This window comes from Streptomyces sp. NPDC034099 (assembly GCF_055575415.1).
Genome location: NZ_JBVISR010000003.1, coordinates 706,313 through 725,054 on the forward strand (window position 1 = coordinate 706,313; position 18,742 = coordinate 725,054).

Annotated in this window: 16 protein-coding genes and 1 pseudogene; 13 read left to right on the top strand and 4 right to left on the bottom strand. The window is 71.5% G+C overall.

What is annotated here, in order from left to right; translation table 11 throughout:
* The first annotated feature begins 56 nt into the window (after positions 1–56).
* Complete coding sequence (locus ACZ56V_RS12235; protein WP_468941554.1) at positions 57–767, top strand: SDR family oxidoreductase; 711 nt, start codon at positions 57–59, stop codon at positions 765–767.
* Positions 768–788: 21 nt separating this feature from the next.
* On the opposite strand, the gene ACZ56V_RS12240 is transcribed toward ACZ56V_RS12235, so the two are convergent.
* Entirely contained in the window at positions 789–3,527 is a 2,739-nt protein-coding gene (locus ACZ56V_RS12240) for an ATP-binding protein (protein ID WP_468941557.1), read from the bottom strand.
* Positions 3,528–3,732: 205 nt separating this feature from the next.
* Here ACZ56V_RS12240 and ACZ56V_RS12245 point away from each other — a divergent pair, with 205 nt between their 5' ends.
* The 3 genes from ACZ56V_RS12245 (at position 3,733) to ACZ56V_RS12255 (ending at position 6,593) form a co-directional block, all read left to right on the top strand.
* A complete protein-coding gene (locus ACZ56V_RS12245) occupies positions 3,733–4,047 on the top strand; it encodes a hypothetical protein (RefSeq protein ID WP_468941560.1) in 315 nt (104 codons plus the stop codon).
* A 106-nt stretch (positions 4,048–4,153) separates the two neighbouring features.
* The gene (locus tag ACZ56V_RS12250) at positions 4,154–5,620 is read left to right on the top strand and encodes an aldehyde dehydrogenase family protein (protein ID WP_468941563.1); all 1,467 of its coding nucleotides are present in this window, start codon (positions 4,154–4,156) and stop codon (positions 5,618–5,620) included.
* Positions 5,621–5,762: 142 nt separating this feature from the next.
* Positions 5,763–6,593 carry a helix-turn-helix transcriptional regulator gene (locus ACZ56V_RS12255; protein WP_468941566.1) on the top strand — a complete coding sequence of 277 codons (831 nt, stop codon included), beginning with the start codon at positions 5,763–5,765 and terminating at the stop codon, positions 6,591–6,593.
* 27 nt (positions 6,594–6,620) lie between these two features.
* Here ACZ56V_RS12255 and ACZ56V_RS12260 read toward each other — a convergent pair whose 3' ends face one another.
* On the bottom strand, positions 6,621–7,229 hold the full coding sequence (locus ACZ56V_RS12260) for a malonic semialdehyde reductase (RefSeq protein WP_468941569.1): 609 nt from the start codon (positions 7,227–7,229) through the stop codon (positions 6,621–6,623).
* 111 nt (positions 7,230–7,340) lie between these two features.
* On the opposite strand from ACZ56V_RS12260, the gene ACZ56V_RS12265 reads away from it, so the two are divergent.
* The 7 genes and pseudogenes from ACZ56V_RS12265 to ACZ56V_RS12295 form a co-directional block, all read left to right on the top strand.
* Positions 7,341–7,742 carry a winged helix-turn-helix transcriptional regulator gene (locus tag ACZ56V_RS12265; RefSeq protein ID WP_468941572.1) on the top strand — a complete coding sequence of 134 codons (402 nt, stop codon included), beginning with the start codon at positions 7,341–7,343 and terminating at the stop codon, positions 7,740–7,742.
* Between the two features lie 202 nt (positions 7,743–7,944).
* Entirely contained in the window at positions 7,945–10,752 is a 2,808-nt protein-coding gene (locus ACZ56V_RS12270) for a helix-turn-helix transcriptional regulator (protein WP_468941575.1), read from the top strand.
* 130 nt (positions 10,753–10,882) lie between these two features.
* Positions 10,883–11,620 (top strand): sigma factor, encoded by a 738-nt coding sequence (locus ACZ56V_RS12275; protein WP_468941578.1) that lies wholly within the window; start codon positions 10,883–10,885, stop codon positions 11,618–11,620.
* A gap of 209 nt (positions 11,621–11,829) precedes the next feature.
* Positions 11,830–12,312 carry a MarR family winged helix-turn-helix transcriptional regulator gene (locus tag ACZ56V_RS12280; RefSeq protein ID WP_006131850.1) on the top strand — a complete coding sequence of 161 codons (483 nt, stop codon included), beginning with the start codon at positions 11,830–11,832 and terminating at the stop codon, positions 12,310–12,312.
* A 9-nt stretch (positions 12,313–12,321) separates the two neighbouring features.
* Positions 12,322–12,672 (top strand): ArsR/SmtB family transcription factor, encoded by a 351-nt coding sequence (locus ACZ56V_RS12285; protein WP_468941581.1) that lies wholly within the window; start codon positions 12,322–12,324, stop codon positions 12,670–12,672.
* Positions 12,673–12,872: 200 nt separating this feature from the next.
* Entirely contained in the window at positions 12,873–13,640 is a 768-nt protein-coding gene (locus ACZ56V_RS12290; protein ID WP_468941584.1) for an SDR family NAD(P)-dependent oxidoreductase, read from the top strand.
* A 158-nt stretch (positions 13,641–13,798) separates the two neighbouring features.
* Positions 13,799–14,167: pseudogene (locus tag ACZ56V_RS12295) on the top strand (serine hydrolase domain-containing protein); the annotation flags it as partial.
* Between the two features lie 176 nt (positions 14,168–14,343).
* On the opposite strand, the gene ACZ56V_RS12300 reads toward ACZ56V_RS12295, so the two are convergent.
* Positions 14,344–15,465, bottom strand: a complete 1,122-nt coding sequence (locus tag ACZ56V_RS12300; protein WP_468941587.1) for an SMI1/KNR4 family protein — start codon at positions 15,463–15,465, stop codon at positions 14,344–14,346.
* A 366-nt stretch (positions 15,466–15,831) separates the two neighbouring features.
* Positions 15,832–16,665, bottom strand: coding sequence for a GNAT family N-acetyltransferase (locus tag ACZ56V_RS12305; protein ID WP_468941589.1), 834 nt, complete (start codon positions 16,663–16,665; stop codon positions 15,832–15,834).
* A gap of 192 nt (positions 16,666–16,857) precedes the next feature.
* Between ACZ56V_RS12305 and ACZ56V_RS12310 the strand changes: the two genes are divergently transcribed.
* Together ACZ56V_RS12310 and ACZ56V_RS12315 are read left to right on the top strand one after the other, a co-directional pair.
* Complete coding sequence (locus ACZ56V_RS12310) at positions 16,858–17,661, top strand: SDR family oxidoreductase (protein ID WP_468941592.1); 804 nt, start codon at positions 16,858–16,860, stop codon at positions 17,659–17,661.
* 36 nt (positions 17,662–17,697) lie between these two features.
* Entirely contained in the window at positions 17,698–18,522 is an 825-nt protein-coding gene (locus ACZ56V_RS12315; RefSeq protein WP_468941595.1) for a hypothetical protein, read from the top strand.
* Positions 18,523–18,742: the final 220 nt, after the last annotated feature.

The following is an 18,742-nucleotide window of genomic DNA, read 5'->3' on the forward strand; positions in this document are numbered from 1 at the left end:
ATGTCGGCGGGAAGAGGCAGCACATGCGGGTGGCCGTGGCCGGAGGAACCGGTCTGGTGGGAAAGTACGTGGTCGCGGAGTTGCGGGCCACCGGGCACGAACCCGTGGTCCTCGCCCGCTCGCACGGCGTGGACCTCACCACCGGGGCGGGCCTGGCCGAGAAACTCTCCGGCAGCGACGCGGTGATCGACGTGGTGAACATCGTCACCACGAGAAGGAAGACCGCCGTCGACTTCTTCTCCCGGACGACCGACCACCTGATCGCCGCCGCGCGCGCCGGCGGGGTCGGGCATCTGGTCACCCTGTCGATCGTCGGCAGCGACGAGGTCGACTTCGGGTACTACTTCGGCAAGCGCGCCCAGGAGCAACTGGTCCGCGCCTCAGGGGTGCCGTGGACGGTGGTGCGCGCCACCCAGTTCTTCGAGTTCCCGGAACCGATGCTGAACAGCGCGTCACCGGTGGTCGTGGTGCCCAGGATGCTGACCCGGCCCGTCGCCGCCCAGGACGGCGCCGAGACGCTGGTCGAGCACGCGGTCGGGGGGCCGGCGGGCATGGCACCCGAGATCGCGGGGCCCGACCAGCTGGACATGGTGGACATGGCGCGACGCATCGCGCGGGCGCGGGGCCGACGCCGCCTGGTGGTCCCGGTGACGCTCCCGGGCAAGGTCGGCAAGGCCATGACCACGGGCGGTCTGCTGCCACGCGGGGAGTACCTGCGCGGCCGCCGGACGTTCGACGCCCACCTCGGGTCCCTCCGGGCGGCCTGACACCCGGTCAGGCGGTGCCGCTCACAGGACGGTGCTCAGCAGGCGCCGGGAGGTGATGCCCAACTTGGCGTACACCTTCCGCAGATGCCATTCCACGGTGTGCGGGCTCAGGAACAACTGGGCGCCGATCTCGGAGTTGGTGAGCCCGTCCCGGGCCAGGCGCGCGATCTGGCTCTCCTGAGGCGTGAGCGCCACGGTGGCGGCGTCGCGGCGGGCCACCGTCTCGCCGGTGGCCCGCAGTTCGCGGAGGGCGCGTTCGGCGAACGCCTGCGCGCCGAACCGGGCGAACAGGGCGTGGGCCATCCGCAACTGCGCTCGGGCGTCGGCGCGGCGGCCCTCCCGCCGCAGCCACTCTCCGTACAGCAGTCGCGCCCGGGCCGTCTCCATGGCGGCCCGGGTACGGCCGAGCCGCTCGATCGCCGCCCGGTACAGCTCGTCGGCCGCCGTTCCGTCACTGAGCAGGGCGCGGCAGCGCTGCTGGACGCCCAGTGCCCAGTCCGTGGCGGCGGCGTCCGTGTCACGGGTCAGCCGGACCAGTGCCGCCTCGGCCACGTCGAGCCGGTCGCTGCGCGCCCCGGCCTCCACCACCTCCACCAGCCCCCAGCCGGTCACGACCAGGTCCTGGGGGTGCCCGCTCGCCCGAAGGGCGGCTTCCAGCGCCTCCTCGTACCTGCCCAGGCCGTTGAGGAGCACGGCCTCCGCCCGGCACGCGATGGCCACCCCGATGCCCTCACCGCGGCCGAGGGCCTCCTCCGTGCCGGCCTTGATCAGTGGTGCGGCTTCGCTCGCGTGGCCCTGCCAGGCGGCGAGCGTCATCGTGCCGTACGGCGAGAAGCCGCTGCCGACCGCCTCCTGGACCCGGCCGGTCTCCGCGATGAGCAGCGCCGCCGCGTCCAGTTCACCGGCGGTCGTGTGGACGACCACCCGCGAATTGAGCGCGAGCGGCAACTCGGTCAGCGCGCCGACGGCACGGGCGGTGCGCACATGGCGGGTGACCAGTTCCGTCCAGCCCTCGTGGTCCCACATGTCGGCCGCCAGTGCCGAAGCCGCCCACGACCAACGCAGTACCTCGTCGGGCCCGGTCTCCCGGCGGAACGCACGTACCGCGTCGCGCGAGACGGTGACCGCGTCGCGATACCCGTCGAGGAAACGGGTGGTGAGCGCGTCCAGCAGCAGATCGGCGTTGCGCGGCGGCCCTGTGCGGGACGGGGCCGTCCCGCGCGCGGCCGCCGCCACCTCGCGTACGTGCGCCTCCGAAGCGAGACGTCCGGCGAACATGCCGGCCGACAGGGTGTCCAGGAACGTCTCGCGGGACAGGCCCACATCGAGCGGGACCAGGCGTCGTGCGGTGGCCAACAGCCGGGGGAGCACCTCGTCCACGCGGCTGGAGGCGAAGGAGATCCGGGCTTCGACGAGATCCGCGCGGGCCCGGCCGAGTTCGTCGAGTGTGCCGGCCCGTGCCAGCTCCAGCAGGTCGCGCGCCGCGGCGGGCGCACCGGCGCGCAGCTTCGCCTGAGCCGCGGCGAGGGCACGCGTCGCCTTGCGCCGCGGGTGCGGCGTCAGCACGGCCGCGTGGGCGAGGAACGCGGCCGCCGCGGCGGCGCCACCCCGCGCGCGCGCCCGTCCGGCCGACGACTCCAGCTCGGCGGCGATGGCCTCGTCCGGTCGGACCGTGGCCCGCGCGAGGTGCCAGGCACGGCGGTCGGGATCGAGGTGGGGGTCCGTCGCCTCGGCCAGCACGCGGTGCACCTCCCGCAGCTCCGCGAGCCCGGCAGACCGGTAGATCGCGGAGCGCAGCAGCGGATGCCGGAAACGCACCAGCGTGCCGACGTCGAGCAACCCCGCCGTCACCGCCGGCTCCGCCGCGTCCGGGTCGACGCCCAGGCGCTCGACGGCGCTCCGGAGCAGTGACACGTCACCGACCGGCTCGGCGGCGGCCGCCAGCAGCAGCCGCTGCGTCGGCTCCGGGAGCGAGCGGACCCGCGCGAGGTAGCTCCGCTCGATACGGCCGGTCACCCTTCCGGGACCGTGCGGAGCGGACCTCTCGACCGCTTCCGCGCCGACGTGGCCGTGGGGGAGTTCCAGCAGCGCCAGGGGGTTGCCGCGGGCCTCGGCGAGGACGCGGTCGCGGATCCGCTCGTCCATCGGGCCTTCGGCGCTCGCGTCCAGCAGTGCGCGGGCGTCGGTGTCGTCCAGCCCGTGCAGCGTCAGCTCGGGCAGGCCGGCCAGGTCGTCGCGCCCTCGCTGCTCACGGGTGGCGAAGATCAGAGCCAGCGGTTCGGCGAGCATCCTTCGCGCCACGAACGCCAGCGTCTGTGCGGAGACCCGGTCGAGCCACTGGGCGTCGTCCACGAGGCAGAACAGCGGTCGGCGCGCGGCCACGTCGGTCAGCAGCCCGAGCACGGCCAGACCGACCAGGAACCTGTCGGGGGGCGGCCCTGCGCTCACCCCGAACGCCGTGGCCAGCGCTTTCGCCTGCGGCGCCGGGAGGGAGCCGGCGTGCCCGAGGAAGGGCGCGCACAACTGGTGCAGTCCCGCGAACGGGAGCTCCATCTCCGACTCGGCGCCCGCTCCCCGCGCGATCCGGTGCGTGGTGACGCGTGCCGCGAGATGATCCAGGAGGGCGGACTTCCCGATGCCGGGATCGCCGCGCAGAACCAGTACCGCGCTGCGACCTGCCTCCACCTCCGAGACCAGCCCGTCCAGCACGTCGGACTCACGGCGTCGGCCACGCAGCCGCTCCGGACCGTCCCCGCTCACGCAGCCCCCCACACGCGGGGAGCATAACAACACGGCGTGCGGCCGGGGCAGAGGGCTGCTGCCCCGCCCGTCTTCGGCGGCGGCTGTCACAGAACGGGGAGCCGTCTCCTCAAGAGGGCAGAACGCCTTCCAGCCCACTCGCGCCGGTTTCCCGGCGCCGGACCCGTCCGGCCCGGCATCGCGAGCCGAGAGGAGAGGACCTCACGTGCTGACCGCGATGGACCGTTCCAGCCTCTGGGACACCACGGAGACAGGGGTCCACGGGTACGCACAGCCCGACATGTGGTTGATCGGCGTGCCGTTCCGATCCACCACGTACTACGTGGTGGGCGAGGCGGGTGACGTCTCCCGAGCGGTGCGCGTCGCCCTGGCGCGCGCCAACAGTGCCCAGGAGAGGCAGGCGCGGGGCGGCGGGTCCGTCACGGCCCAGGACGTGGAGATCCGCGGGATCACGCGGGATGCCCTCGGGCATACGCGTCTGGACGGCCCCGGCGACCGGTCGGCCACGCCCTCGTGGTGAGGTCCGGGAGCGGAGGGCGGCGCCTCGCGCCGCAACCGCGACGTCCCGGGGCACAGCCACGCGCACACGCTCCTGTGACCCCGATCATGGGCCCGGGAGGGCATGGATGTCCCGCACCGCGCGGTGTTCGCTGGGCGACATGAACGAAAGCCCCAGGACGCCCTTTCCGACTCCCTCCCACTGGATCGACGGCCGTGCCGTCACCGGCTCCGGACCGTTGATCGACGTGGTGAACCCCGCCGACGAATCGGTCATCGCCCACCTCCACGAGGCCACCGCCGACGACGTGGACGCGGCCGTCGACGCCGCGGTCGCCGCCTTCCCCGGATGGTCCTCGACGCCCCCGAGGTACCGTGCGGACGTCATGCGACGCCTGGCCGAGGGCCTGCAGAAGCGGAGCGAGGAACTGGCGGCCACCATCACCCTGGAGATGGGCGCCCCCATCGCCTTCTCCCGTCAGGCGCAGGTCGGATTCCCGGTCGCGTCCACCCTGGCCGCGATCGCCGCAGCCGAGCGGTTCGAGTGGAGCGAGACGGTCGAGAACTCGCTCGTCGTCCGCGAGCCCATCGGAGTGGTGGGCGCCATCACCCCCTGGAACTTCCCGTTGCAGCAATTGGTGACGAAGGTGGTCCCGGCGATGCTGGCGGGCAACAGCGTCGTCCTCAAGCCCTCGGAGATTTCGCCTCTCAGCGCCCGGATGTTCGCGGAGATCGCCACGGAGGCCGGGCTGCCGAACGGTGTGTTCAACGTGGTGCAGGGAACCGGCCCGGTAGTCGGTGAGGCCCTGTCCCGCCATCCGAGGATCGACATGATCTCCTTCACCGGATCCACCCGCGCCGGCAAGAGCGTCTCCAGCGCCGCCTCCGTCACGGTGAAGCGGGTCGCACTCGAACTGGGGGGCAAGGCGGCCCACATCATCCTCCCCGAGGCCGACCTCGACTCAGCCGTCGCCCGCGGACTCGCCTTCGCCTGGGCCAACGCCGGCCAGGCCTGCGGTGCCTACGTGCGCATGCTCGTGCCGGAGGAGCTTCAGACAGCCGTGGTCGACAGGCTCCGGACCGCCGCCCAGGAGTACGTGGTCGGTGACCCCGCCGACGAGGCCACGCGGATCGGCCCCCTCGCCTCGGAGACCCAGCGCCGACGCGTCGACGACTACATCCGCCGAGGCATCGCCGACGGCGCCACCCTCGTGACGGGCGGCCCCGGCCGACCCGATGGGTTCGAGACCGGCGCCTACGTCAGGCCCACGATCTTCTCCGACGTCGCACCCGAGTCGGTCATCGCCCAGGAGGAGATCTTCGGCCCCGTCCTCGTCGTCATCCCCTACACCGACGACAATCACGCCGTCGAAATCGCCAACGGCACGGTCTACGGGCTCAACGCCGCAGTGACCGGAGCCGAGGAGCATGCCATGGCGATCGCCATGCGTCTGCGTGTCGGCCAGGTCGACGTCAACGGCGGCCCGCACAACTTCCAGGCACCGTTCGGCGGATACAAGCAGTCCGGCAACGGCCGGGAAATGGGGCGTGCGGGACTCGAGGAGTTCCTCGAGACCAAGGCGATCACACGTTGACGCACCGCACCACCGTGTCCGCACAACACACTGTTCGCCGGGAATGACGCACCCCGGACACGACGTTCACGTCATTGATCCACCGTGCCGCCCCGGCAGAGCACCCCGACGGGGCGACACGGCCCCGTGCGAAAGGACGACCATGGCAGACCGCGCGGCGCTGGCCGCTTTCCTGCGGGCACGCCGCGAGGCCCTCCAGCCCGAGGACGTCGGGTTGCCCCGCGGCCGCCGCAGGCGTACCGGAGGGCTGCGCCGGGAGGAGGTCGCGGCGCTGTGTGACATGTCGGTGGACTACTACAGCCGGCTGGAGCAGCCGCGAGGCCCGCATCCCTCGGAGCAGATGCTCACGGCGATGGCCCGCGGCCTGCGCCTGTCACTGGAAGAACGCGATCTCCTCTTCCAGCTCGCCGGTCACGCCCTGCCGCGCCGTGTGCGACGCGGCGATCACGTCGCCCCCGGGATGATGCGCATCCTGGACCGGCTGGAGGACACTCCCGCCCAGGTGATGAACCACCTGGGCGAGACACTGAGCCAGACCCGTCCCGCGCTGGCCCTGCTGGGTGACCAGACGGCCTACACGGGACTGGCCCGCAGTGCCCACTACCGCTGGTTCACGGACCCTGCCGCCCGTCTGGTCCACCCCGAGAGCGATCACGCCGAGCAGAGCCGTCTCATGGTGGCCGACCTCCACAGCGCCTACTCCCGCGACGGGGACGACTCCGGTGCCGCCGCGCTCGTGGACGCGCTGAACCGGGAGAGCCCCGAGTTCGCCGACCTGTGGCGGCAACGCCCCGTACTGGGACCGTACTGCGCCTCCAAGCGTTTCGTGCACCCACAGGTCGGAACACTCGAACTGCACTGCCAGACGCTGATCGATCCCGACCACGGCCAGCGGCTCGTGGTCTACACCGCGACACCCGGGACTGAGAGCCACACCAACCTCCGGCTGCTGTCCCTCCTGCCGGTCTTCTGACGGTGCGGCTCTCGCGCCTGCCGGGGGTCAGGCCCAGTCGAGGGCGTGCTCGTGGGCCAGCCGCGGCATGCGGTCGAACGCCGGAGGTCCGGCAGGGTGGCCGATGTTGACGACGAGGAGGGAGTGCCAGTCGCCGTCGGCGAAGAACTCCTTGTCGATCCCCGCCGGGTCGAAGCCGGCCATCGGACCCGCGGCCAGGCCGAGGGCGCGGACGGCCAGGATGAAGTATCCGGCCTGAAGCGGTCCGTTGAACGAGGTGATGGCCTCACGCTGGGCGGGCTCGCCCTCGAAGAACTCCTTCATCTCCGGGCGGATGGGCAAGACGTGCGGGAGGTGCTCGTGGAAGCGGTGGTCCACGGCGAGGACCGCGACGACGGGCGCCGAGGCCGACTTCGGCCGGTTTCCTTCGTCGAGGTGCGGCAGCAGGCGCTCCTTGCCCTCGGCCGTACGGACGTACAGGACGCGCAGCGGCTGGGTGTTCGCGGCGGTCGGTGCCCAGCGGGCGAGCTCCCAGATGCTGGTGAGCGTCGCGTCGTCGACCGGCGTGTCGGCGAAGGAGTACGCGGTGCGGGCGTCGGTGAAGAGCGCGGCGCCGGCCTCGGCGGGGATGCGGGGGAGGGGTCCGGAAACGGACATGGGGATGCTCCTGGCTCGCTTGCTCGTTATGGGGGAGTAGCTACGATAAGCATGGTCACTAGGAAAAACAGAGCGACCTTCGGCAGAGTAGCACCCGGTTACCCTGAGGGCATGGAGAAGGCGAAGGGCACTCGACCGGCCGACGCGGACGGCGCGGAGGCGGAGCAGCACCATCCGGCGGCTTGTGACGGTGCGCTGACCAAGGCGTTCAGCTTTCTCGGCAAGCGGTGGAACGGCGTCATCCTGGCCACCCTCCAGCACGGGCCCCTGGGCTTCGCCGAGTTGCGGCGCGCGGTGGAGGGCATCAGTGACTCGGTCCTCTCGGAACGGCTTTCCGAGCTGTCCGCCGCCGGTCTCGCGTATCGCGAGGTGGAGCCCGGCCCGCCCGTCACGGTGCGCTACCGCCTCACTCCGGACGGGACGGCTCTCATGCCCATCCTCAGCGAGCTGGCCGGATGGGCGTCCCGGCACCTCCCGGACACGCCCGCCGCTCGGCGCGGTGGCCGAGGTTAGACCCTCGCTGCCTCGGTCGTACGAGAGGGCCGACCGGCTTGCGGGGTCCCGTGTGACAACCTTGGCGCCATCTCTCATGTGGAGTGTGTCACAAGGTGTAGACACAAGGTGTGCTCTGTGCTCCCGGTATCGTGAAAGGGATTGTTTCCCGGCATTCGATGCGGGAGTTCGCCGTCCCCGGAGCACACAAGGAGCCACGCGCATGATCGCCAGCCCGCTTCCGGACCTGGTCGGACGGCACCGCGAGTGCGAGGCACTCGACGATCTCCTGGCAGGCCTGCGCGAAGGCGGGTCCCGCGTGCTGGTGATCCGCGGTGAAGCAGGCATCGGGAAGACCGTGCTCCTGGAGTACCTGGCCGCGCAGGCGTCATGGACGAAGGTGACGCGCGCGCAGGGCATCGAGGCGGACATGGAGCTGCCCTACGCGAGCCTGCACCAACTGTGCGCGCCGTTCCTCGACGAGCTGGACGACCTGCCGGCACCCCAACGGGAAGCCCTGCGCGTGGCGTTCGGCATGGCGGCCGGTGATCCGCCCGACCGCTTCCTGGTCGGTCTCGCCGTGCTCACGCTGCTCACCCGTGCCTCGGAGGCGCGACCGGTGCTCGTCCTGATCGACGACGCGCAGTGGCTGGACCAGGTCTCCCTGCAGACGCTGGAGTTCGTCGCGAGGAGACTGCTCGCGGAGGCGGTCGCGATGGTGTTCGCGGTGCGCGACCCCGAAGGACATGAGGCACTGAACGGACTGCCTCCCCTGCGCATCGGCGGCCTCGACGCCACCGCCGCGGGGGAACTCCTGGAAACCGCCGTCGGCGGGCGACTGGAGAAGCGGATCCGGGACCGGTTCGTGGCCGAGATGCACGGCAATCCGCTCGCTCTGCTGGAGTTCTCCCGAGGCCGCAGTGCCGCCGAACTGGCTTACGGTCTGGACTCGTCCGGTCACCCGATCGTCCGGGGCCCGCTCGCGAGCCGGATCGAGCGGGACTTCGCCCAGCGGCTCGGGTCGCTGCCGGAGGCGACGCGGACGCTGCTGCTGATCGCCGCGGCGGAACCGGTCGGTGACGCCGGGCTGCTCGCCCGCGCGGCCGCCATACTCAGGATCACCCCCTTCACAGCTCCGGCCAAGGTCGCCGGTCTGATCGAACTGGGCGAGTCCATCCGGTTCCGGCACCCACTGGTCCGTTCAGCGGTCTACCACCAAGCCACACCCGAAGCACGCCGGTCGGTGCACCGGGCCCTGGCCGCCGCCACGGACCCGGTCCTGGACCCCGACCGGCGCGCCTGGCACGCCGCCCAGGCCGCGGACGGACCGGACGAGGAGGTCGCCGCGGGACTGGAACGCGCGGCCGGCCGCGCCCGGCAGCGCGGCGGAATCGCGGCCGAGGCGGTACTGCTGGAACGCGCAACCGAGGTGACACCGGACCGCCGGCCACGTGGACGCCGCGCCCTGGCGGCAGCGGAGGCACACTTCTCGGCCGCGGCGCCCGACCGGGCCACGGAGCTCGCCACAGTGGCCGAACTGTGTCCCCTGAGCTCGCTGGACCGCGCTCGCCTGGCACGGCTGCGGGCCAGGATCCTCTTCGCCCGCAGCCGCAGCGACGAGGCGGCGCCCCTGCTCCTCGACGCGGCTGCGCAGTTCACCGCCGCCGGTTCGCCGCTGGCCCGGGAGACGTACCTGGAGGCGATCGGCGCCACCATCTTCGCGGGCCGGGTACACGGCCCCGCCGGGGCGCGCGCCGCCGCTATCGCCGCCCGTGCGTCCGGCGCACCCCCTTCCGGCTCCGGCGCCGCCGACCTGCTCCTGGACGGTGTGGCCGCGCTCCTGACGGACGGTTACGAGACCGGTGTGCCGGCCCTGCGGGGCGCCCTGGAACTGCTGGCCACCGAAGAACTGCGCACACGGGAGGCCACCGTGCGCTGGCTCCTGCTCGTACCGGTGGCACTGGAGGCGTTCATCCACTACGCCTGGGACCTGCACGCGTGGGACGTCTTGTCCAATCGCGCGGTGCGCCTGGCCCGTGACATCGGCGCGCTCGGCGCACTGCCGCCGGCCCTCATCTACGCCGGTGGAGTGCACATCCACTACGGCGACTTCGCCGAGGCGGCCAGGATGATCGACGAGGCCGACGCCCTGGCCGCCGCGACCGGACACGCGCCGCACAAGTACGCGACGCTGGTCCTGGCCGCCTGGCGGGGTGAGGCGGACGTCGCCTCCGGCATCATCGAGGAGGCCAGGCAGCGGGCCGACCAGCGGGGCGAGGTGTCCCTGCTGGGTGCCATGGGCTACATCCAGGGAGTGCTGTACAACGGTCTGGCACGGTACGAGGAGGCCCTGGAGGCCGCGCGTACCGCCATCGAGCACGACGGGTTCAACTTCGTCGGCCTGTCTCTGGTTGAGCACGTCGAGGCCGCCATGCGGTGCGGTGAGCTGGACCAGGCCAGAGCCTCGCTGGAGCGGCTGATGGATCTCACCCGCGCGGCCGACTCCGGCTGGGCCCGCGGCGCCAGTGCGCGTAGTCAGGCCCTTCTCGCCGACGGCGACGAGGCCGACCGCCTGTACCGTACGGCGATCGTGGAGTTCGAGCGCGGCGGCGTCACCGTGGAGGTGGCCCGCAGCCACCTGCTGTACGGCGAGTGGCTGCGCCGTACCCACCAGCGATCGCTGGCCCGCGAGCACCTGCGTAAGGCACACGAGATGTTCGACGGCATGCGGGCGCAGGCCTTCGCGGAGCGGGCCCGCCGCGAGCTGCTCGCCACCGGGGAGCACGTGAGGGTGCGGGAGGCCGCGGTGACCAGCGTGCTCACCCCCCAGGAGTCACAGGTGGCCACGCTCGCCGCCGAGGGCATGACGAACGCGAAGATCGGCGCGGAGCTGTTCATCAGCCCGCACACCGTGGAGTGGCACCTGCGGAAGGTGTACACGAAGCTGGGGATCAATTCCCGCCGCGCGCTGCCCGGGGCTCTGGCGAGCAGCCCGCCCCGCGACGACGAGGGCCTGGTGCGTGCCGGCTGAGTCCGTAGGCCGTGGCCCCCGGGGCCCCACGGACTCGACTACGGACAACAAGGGCGCGATGGGGGGTGCCCCGGACGGAGGGTGGACCCATCGCCCCTGAAGGGGCGTCCGTTCAGCCGAAGGAGTCCCGATGTCCACGCCCAGTCCGGAGACCACCACGCCGGCCGGCACCCTGGCCGCCCGGCCTGCCGAGGGTGACCTGGACACCGCCCTCCACGTTTTCCTGACCCAACGGAACCGACTTTTCCGCATCGCCTACCGGATCGTCGGGGACGCCGCGGGGGCCGAGGACGTGCTCCAGGAGGCGTGGGTGCGCTGGCAGCTCACCGACCGCGCGGAGGTCAAGAACCCGGTCGCGTTCCTGACCACGACCACGACCCGCCTGGCGATCAACGTCATCCAGTCGGGGCGGCGCCGGCACGAGATGCCGTCCGAACCGCGTTTCGCCGACCTCGGTGACCTTGCCTCGTCCGACGACCCCATGCTCTGCGCCGAACGGACCGCGGCGATCGAGTCGGCCCTGGCCCTCCTCATGGCCAGGCTGACGCCGGACCGGCTGGCCGCCTATGTACTGCGCAAGGGCTTCGACTACACCTATACGGAGCTCGCGCAGCTGCTGCGGATCAGTGCTCCGAACGCACGCGTGGTGGTGCACCGCGCCCAGGCCCGTCTCGACAGCGAGCGTGAGCGGCCGATCCCCACCGAGTCGCACCGTCGTCTCGTCACCGCGTTCCGGACCGCCGCCGACACCGGCGACCTGGACGGTCTCGTACAACTGCTCATCCCCGAGGAGCGGGTGCGCCGCACGGCGCCGCCGTCCCGCAGACCGGCCCGCCCGGCGCACGTCCCGGTCCGTCAAGCCGCGTGACGGCGAGCGGCGGGCCAGGTTCGCTCCGGCCGGGGCGGGCGAGACCGCACCACCGGATCCCGTCCGGCCCCCTGCTGTCACATCCGAGGCCTCCGTCCTGTCTTCCTTGTGCGGGCCAGCGGGTGCGGCTCACCTGCCGCGCCCCCGCGCAGGGAGAGCGCCGGGCACCGAGCAGTCGGGCGCCGGGGACAGCAGGAAGGCCACCATCCATGAGCGACGACGCCAGGCTGATCACACAGTGGAACAGGCTGACCCGAGTCCACCGCCGGATCGAGGCCCGTATGGAGCGACACCTGCACCGGCAGCTGGGTCTCGGCGTGAGCGAGTTCTACGCCCTGCGCACGTTGAACGAGGGAGTGGCGGCCGGTACGGGACTGCTCTACCTGAGCGACCTGGCCAACGGGACGGGGCTGAGCCAGTCCGCCACCAGCCGCCTGGTCACACGCCTGCAGGAACGCGGCCTGATCACCACGCACACGGCGTCCAACGACCGCCGGAGCATCGAGATCGAACTCACCGCCGTCGCGCACGACGTGTTGCGGCTGGGATCTCCCCTGCTGAGCCAGGCGGTCGAGGAGGTGGTGCGCCAGCTCCACGTCGAGGAGACGGACAAGGAGCTGCTCCGCTACCTGCGTGGAGAGGGGAACGACGATGCGGGCACCCATGTTCGACAGGAGTCGAACGTTCGGTAGCATGGCCGTATGCAGGACCACCACGCGTCACCCGCGGACAGTGAGATCTCCCTGCCCCGCCTCCTCGGGGTGCTCAGCGATCCGACACGGCTGGGAATCGTCCGGATCCTGTCCGACGGCGTCGAGAGAGGGTGGGGGCAGTTCAGTGCTCCCGTCGCCAAGTCCACGCTGAGCCATCACCTCAAGATGCTGCGCGAGGCGGGCGTGACCCAGACTCGCCAGGAGGGCACGCGCTGTTTCGTGAAGCTGCGAGGTGACGCCTTGGAGAGCCGCTTCCCCGGCCTGCTGCCGGCGCTGCTGTCCGCGGCCGACGCCGACCACGTCGGAGGACACGTGACCGAGCGGGACGAGCGGACGTGACCGCGTAGAGCACTCCCCGCCGCACGGGAGCCGATCGGACCGCACCCTAGACTGTCATGATCATGATCATGGCCGCGCGGGATGCGGGTCGCGTCATGGACACCCTCCGCGTCCGACCGCCGCCACCACCCCATTTGACTACCTCATCAACGCTGTCACATAGTGTTTTATGTACAACGAACATCGAACAAGGAGCCTTCATGTCCCCGAACCACTCCCATGACACGTTCTCCGGTCACGTCGTGATCGTCACCGGCGCCGGCACCGGCATCGGCCGAGCCACCGCCGTGGCCTTCGCCGAGTCGGGGGCGCACGTCCTCGGAGTGGGCCGCCGTGAGGCGCTCCTGAAGGAGACCGCCGCGGCCCACGCCAACATCGACGTCCTGGCCATCGACATCTGCGACGACGATGCGCCCGCCACGGTGGTGGGCGCCGCGGTGGAGCGGTGGGGACGCCTCGACCACCTGATCAACAACGCCGGTGCGACAGCGGTCATGCCGCTGGCGGAGGCCGACAAGCAGACGATCGTCGATCTGCTGGCGCTCAACGTCGTCGCGCCCAGCCTGCTGGCTCGCGAAGCCCTGCCGCACCTGCGCCGGACCTCGGGGTCGATCATCAACCTCTCCAGCACCTACGGGCACCGCCCGATGGCGGGGGGTGCGCACTACTCGGCCACCAAGGCCGCCATCGAGCAGATGACGCGGAGCTGGGCACTGGAGCTGGCCGGCGAGGGTGTCCGGGTCAACTCGGTCGCTCCCGGCCCCACCCGCACCGACGTCATGCTGCACGCCGGTCTGACACCGGAGGCGGCCAACGACATGTACGCCTATGAGCGCGACCGCATCCCGACCCACCACATCGCGCAGGCGGACGAGGTGGCTCACTGGATCCTGCGCATGGCGGACCCGGCGGGACGCCATGCGACCGGTCAGGTGATCACCGTCGACGGCGGCCTGGAACTCATCTGACGAGCGGCGCGTCCGGTCGGCTCCGGACACTGGGGCGGCACCGCGTTCCCGGTCCACCGGGCTCGACGTCCGTCGTCAGCCGCACGGACGAGAGGGCTCGCCTTCACACTGTCGGGGCGCGGCGGGGCCGATCCACGTGACACGGTGTCGCTCCCGTGGTCGTCTCCGGCGAGCTCGTTCCCCAGCCGCAGTTGCGGGAGATGATGAGCATGGTTCCGGTGAACGCGGACGGCACACAGTCCTACGGCCTCGGTCTCCGGGGCGGGGTACTCTCCTGCGGCGTGAAGGTCTACGGTCACACCGGCACAGTGCAGGGCTACTACACGTACGCCTTCACCACGGCCGACGGCAAGCGCAGCATGACGTCGATGGCCAACACGTCCAACAACGGCACCGTCAACACCGTCCTCGCCGGCACACTGGAAGCCGCCTTCTGCGGTGTCGACCCCGTCAAGAGCGGCAAGGCGCTCCGCTCCGGCGGTGAGGCGGCCACCGAGGACATCGCGCCGGGCATCCCGCGCCACTGACGCGGTGACAGTCCCGCGTGAGGTGACCTGATCACCACGGGCGGGTCGAGGCACCGACCCGCGGGACCGGTGCCTTGCTGCCACGGGCCGGGCTTCGGGGGCCGACCCGTGACGGCCCGGGCTCCTGAAGGGACGCCGGGCCGATGACACGCCAGGCTCTCCGCCGAGCGCTCCGGTCAGTCATCAGTGGCTGGTTCCACGTCGTAGGGTTCGAATCCGATGTACTCCAGCGGGTCCTCGTCCCGGCGTCCGAGCGGGGGGAGGCCCTCGGTAGCGAACCGGCCGCGCAGCCACTCCAGCAAGGTGGCGGTGAGGCCGGTGCCGAACGGGGGACCTTGGTCGGCATGGCGTGGCAGAACGATCAATGGCCAGTCGTCCGGCGTTGCGCCTTCGGTCAGCCAGCACAGTTGGTCGCCGTCGATGGAGTCGGCGAAGGGCAGGAATCCCCCGGGCTCGGGGTAGACGGCCAGCGGATGGTACTGGGGGAAACGGGCTCGCTGCCCCTGGTAGGTCTTCCCGTACCACTCGGCCCACGGTGCCAGGGCGTACCGGTCCTCGTCGAAGGGGATGCTGAAACGCAGCCAGCCGCACCAGGAGCCGGCCCCGTACCGCTCCATCAGCCGTACGTACTCGCCAGGCAGACGAGTGCCGAGCCGTTCGTGGAGCCAGTCCCAGTGGTGCTTCCCGAGCAGGGGTGTCTCCGGCGGCGGGACGAGCGAAATCAGCGTTTCCAGTCCGCTGCCTGTGGCCAGCGCCGCCCGCTGCTGAGCGGTCGGCTGCGGTCGCCGTGGCGGCGGCGTCCACGGGGCGTCCTCCAGGTCGGACTGCATGCCGCTGCGGGCGGCCACCGGGTGCATGCCGTCGGCCACGAGCTGGGCCAGTGTCGGCAGGAGCGGCGTGGCGAAGCGCCGCCAGGGGTCGCGGCCCGCGTTCTCGTCGTCCTGGCAGTGCATGACGACCGGCCACTGGTCGGGGTCGTCGGATGCCGTGGTGTCCCAGTAGAGGGTGTCGGCGGTACGGGTGGCGCCGAAGGGAAGGACGCCGGGGGCGGCACGCCGAGTCTGCTGGACCCAGGCCCCGTAGTCGAACCAACCGCGGTTGACGCAGGGGACGTGGAGCCAGAGCCGGGCGCCGATGTCGAGGGGGCCGTACGCGGCGGCGATGGCCTTGTAGTCGGCGGGAAGGCCCGTCCCCAGCCAGGACTCGACTGCGGCCCAGTCGACAGGTACGGCGAAGTCGGCCGGTGGATCGCCGAAGATCTCGGCGAAGGCGATGACGTGTGGGTCTGAGGCATGCACGGTTCTGTGGACCTTCACCCTCAAGCGGCAGTGGTGGTTGGGCTGAGAATCGCTTGTCTACCCGCCGCGTGTCGATGTGTCCAGGTCGGCCCCGCGCTCGGCCATGTGCGGCCCCCGCACGGCGACGACCCACGCTGACGTCAGCATGACCGATGACTCCGCGGTGCTGCGCCTGACCACCCGTGCCGGAGCGACGGTCACCCGGCTCCCCCGGGACGGCGGCAGCGGATCCGGCGACGACGACCACGGTGCGTCGCTCGTCTCCGCCGTCCCCCGTCCGCCGTCCGCCGCGCCAGTCCTGCGACCGGACCGGGATACGTGCGACTCGCCGCGGAACAGCCGCCTCCGCACGGGCCTCGTCCCGGTTCAGCCCGGGAAGTCGAAGAGACGGTACCGGTACACCGAGGCGAAGCCGAACCGCCGGTACAACGGTTCCCCGGCGGGGCTGGCCACGAGCGCGGCGAAGCGCATCCCGCGCTCGCGCCCCACCCGGAGCGCGGCGGCCGTCAACGCCGTCGCGACCCCCTGTCGACGAAGCTCCTCGGCCACGTGCACGAGAAAGATCCCGGCCACGGAATGCGCGGTGATCAGGACGGTCGTCCCGACCACCCGGCCGTCCAGGACCGCGGCCAGCCGGGCGACGTCCGCGTTGTCCCCACGCTGCGACTCGGCGCGTACCATCCCGGCCTCCGGCCCCGGGCCGATACCCATGGACGTCCGATAGGTCTGTACGAGTTCCCGCAGTCGCCTGCCGTCCCGCACCGGCTCCACGCGCAGGTCGGACCGGGTACGCGCGTCGACCGGCCGGTCGTCCCCGGCGACCGGGTCGCCGAGCGGCCTCACCATCACCGGCATGACCGTGAGCTGCCGTCCACCGTGGTGCCGCAGGACATCCGCGGTGTCCTCGGGACTGTCCGGTCCCACCCACCACCACCACGGAACCCCCGCCAGCTCCCTGCGGACGGCCGCCACGTCCGTCCCGGCCGCGGAGCGGACGCGCACCACGCCGTTGAACTGCGGGGCCGCCAGACCGCTGCGAAACCGGTCGACACCGAGGTCCGGGCGGTCCGAGGCGCCCCATCCCATGAGGTACTGGCGGAAGTTGGCGAACACGGACTCCATGGCTGGGGAGGCCGCTCCGTCTTCCTGGATCCGCACCGTGTCGTGCGGCATACCGGACGCGCTGGTCGAGTCCACCATTGACACTGTTCCCTTCACATCGTGATGTCGTTCCGCTCAGTGTGAGCCATCGCCGACCGGGGCGTACTCCGTGTCACACATCAGCCGCCCGACCGGTCAAACGCTCAGCCGACCGCCGACGGACGCACCGACGCCGTCCCGCGGCTGCTCGCACAGTCCGGTCGGTGGCACAAGCTCGGGAGGGTCACTCGTATGAAGGTCGTGGTGGTCGACGGTGGAGGCCTCATGGGCGTCGAGACCGCGCTCTGGGTCAGGGACCACGGACATGAGGTCGCCCTCGTCCAGGCCCCTGACGGCCCGCACGCCGCCACCTCCGACGAGGTCGCGGAGGCGCTGCGCGGCTGTTCCGTGGTCGTCGACCTCGCCCATCAGCCGTCCGCCGGCATCGGCACCCTTTCGGAGGACCACGGTCTGGTCGTGGACGAGGCGGCCCTCGTGGACTCCTGGGCCCGATCCACCGGTGCACTCCTCAGGGCCGGAGCCGCCGCCGGCGTCCTTCACCATGTGTGCCTCTCCGTGGTCGGCGTGGACCGTATCGGCAGTGAGGGTGTCTTCCGGGCGCTGAGGAACCGTGAGGCCATGGTCCGGCGGTCCGGGATCCCGTACTCCATCCTTCGCGCCACACAGACCTTCGACGCGGCGGAAGACATCGCGACGGCGGCCACCGAGGACTGGATCGTGTGGGTTCCGCCAGCCGAGGTGCGCCCGGTCTCCCTCACCGACGTGGCGACGCTGCTGGCGCACACCGCCGTGACACGGCCTCTGAACGGAGTCCGTGAGATCGCGGGTCCCGAGCAGTTCCGGCTGGACGCGTTCGTGCGCACGGCCCTGCTGACGGATGCGGAGTACCGGCAGGTCCGTACTGACGCCCGCAGCCCCTTCTACGGCGCGCGGCTCCGGCCCCGGGACCTGCTGCCGGGCCCCAACGCCTTCATCGCGCGAACCACCTACCGGGATTGGTTCGCCGGCCGGCCCGCGCCGGACAGCACCTCCTGACCCCGACGACACGAACGGCACGAGAGAGAACCGCTGATGACGACCCTCAACCTCACGCTGCTCGGCGCGTTCCGCGAGATCACGGCCGCCGAGCTGCCTCCCGTCACCTCCGCCCACAGCGGTCGGCCCCTGTGCCGGTACGCCCTGCAACTGCACGTACCCGACGAGCGGCACCAGGAACTGGACGCCGAGCTCAAGGCGGCTGCCACGCCGGACGGAGACCACCTGCAAGGGAGCGACGCGGCGTGGCGCGTCGCGGAGGGCTGGACCGCATCCTCCCAGGGCCGCCGGCCCGAGATCTATGTCTACCGGATCGAGATCCAGGAGGTCGAGATCCTGTATGCCGAAGCTCTCGACGTCGGGGGATTGCGCATCGTCCCGGGCATGTACAGGGAACGGGCCGACGAGGACACCATCACGGTGACGGTCGTCGCGGAGCTGAGCGGTGAGGACGACGAGCGCCTGGAAGAACTCCTCAGGAAGCCCGGTGCCTGGTACGACGTCACGCGCCGGGGCATCAGCGACACACCGGTGCGCATGCGCTTCGGACGCTGCGTGTGGCAGCGGGCCGAGGAGGGGGGCCGACGCCACCTCCTGGAACTCGTCGGCGACGAGGGCAGCCCCGCAACGCCGCCCTCCGCGCTGGACCTCGCAGCCCGGCCGCGGCTGGACCGGGCCCTGGAGCAGGTCGCGGCGCACACCGACGCCCTGTCCCGGCTGCTCGAGGAACTGCGCGCCGGGGGAGCACTGAGCGAGGGCGCGGTCAAGGCCGTCGAAGCGGCCGCCACCCCGCGCCCGTTGACCCCGCGGGAGCAGCGTGAACTGTCCCGCACCGATCGACTGAGCGACTACTGGCGCTGAGCTTCTACCGAGGCATGGGCGCAGCTGAAGCGCACTTCCGCGTAAAACGGCATATAAGTGTCACATCGGTCGGGCGAAGACGGTCTTCAGGGACGAGAGTTCGCCCATACCTGACCCGGCCCGGAGCCGGTAGCCCGAGGAGTTCACGTGGCCAGCACATCGCAGGCGCCCAATTCAGGAGCCAGGACGGCTCATCCCGATCATCTCGGGCACGTCATCT

What these genes read in the sequence shown, in the direction of transcription:
- ACZ56V_RS12250 (WP_468941563.1), top strand. Translation starts at nt 4,154, where the DNA reads ATGTCCCGCACCGCGCGGTGTTCGCTGGGCGACATGAACGAAAGCCCC.
- ACZ56V_RS12255 (WP_468941566.1), top strand. Translation starts at nt 5,763, where the DNA reads ATGGCAGACCGCGCGGCGCTGGCCGCTTTCCTGCGGGCACGCCGCGAG.
- ACZ56V_RS12260 (WP_468941569.1), bottom strand. Translation starts at nt 7,229, where the DNA reads ATGTCCGTTTCCGGACCCCTCCCCCGCATCCCCGCCGAGGCCGGCGCC.
- ACZ56V_RS12265 (WP_468941572.1), top strand. Translation starts at nt 7,341, where the DNA reads ATGGAGAAGGCGAAGGGCACTCGACCGGCCGACGCGGACGGCGCGGAG.
- ACZ56V_RS12270 (WP_468941575.1), top strand. Translation starts at nt 7,945, where the DNA reads ATGATCGCCAGCCCGCTTCCGGACCTGGTCGGACGGCACCGCGAGTGC.
- ACZ56V_RS12275 (WP_468941578.1), top strand. Translation starts at nt 10,883, where the DNA reads ATGTCCACGCCCAGTCCGGAGACCACCACGCCGGCCGGCACCCTGGCC.
- ACZ56V_RS12280 (WP_006131850.1), top strand. Translation starts at nt 11,830, where the DNA reads ATGAGCGACGACGCCAGGCTGATCACACAGTGGAACAGGCTGACCCGA.
- ACZ56V_RS12285 (WP_468941581.1), top strand. Translation starts at nt 12,322, where the DNA reads ATGCAGGACCACCACGCGTCACCCGCGGACAGTGAGATCTCCCTGCCC.
- ACZ56V_RS12290 (WP_468941584.1), top strand. Translation starts at nt 12,873, where the DNA reads ATGTCCCCGAACCACTCCCATGACACGTTCTCCGGTCACGTCGTGATC.
- ACZ56V_RS12305 (WP_468941589.1), bottom strand. Translation starts at nt 16,665, where the DNA reads ATGGTGGACTCGACCAGCGCGTCCGGTATGCCGCACGACACGGTGCGG.
- ACZ56V_RS12310 (WP_468941592.1), top strand. Translation starts at nt 16,858, where the DNA reads ATGAAGGTCGTGGTGGTCGACGGTGGAGGCCTCATGGGCGTCGAGACC.
- ACZ56V_RS12315 (WP_468941595.1), top strand. Translation starts at nt 17,698, where the DNA reads ATGACGACCCTCAACCTCACGCTGCTCGGCGCGTTCCGCGAGATCACG.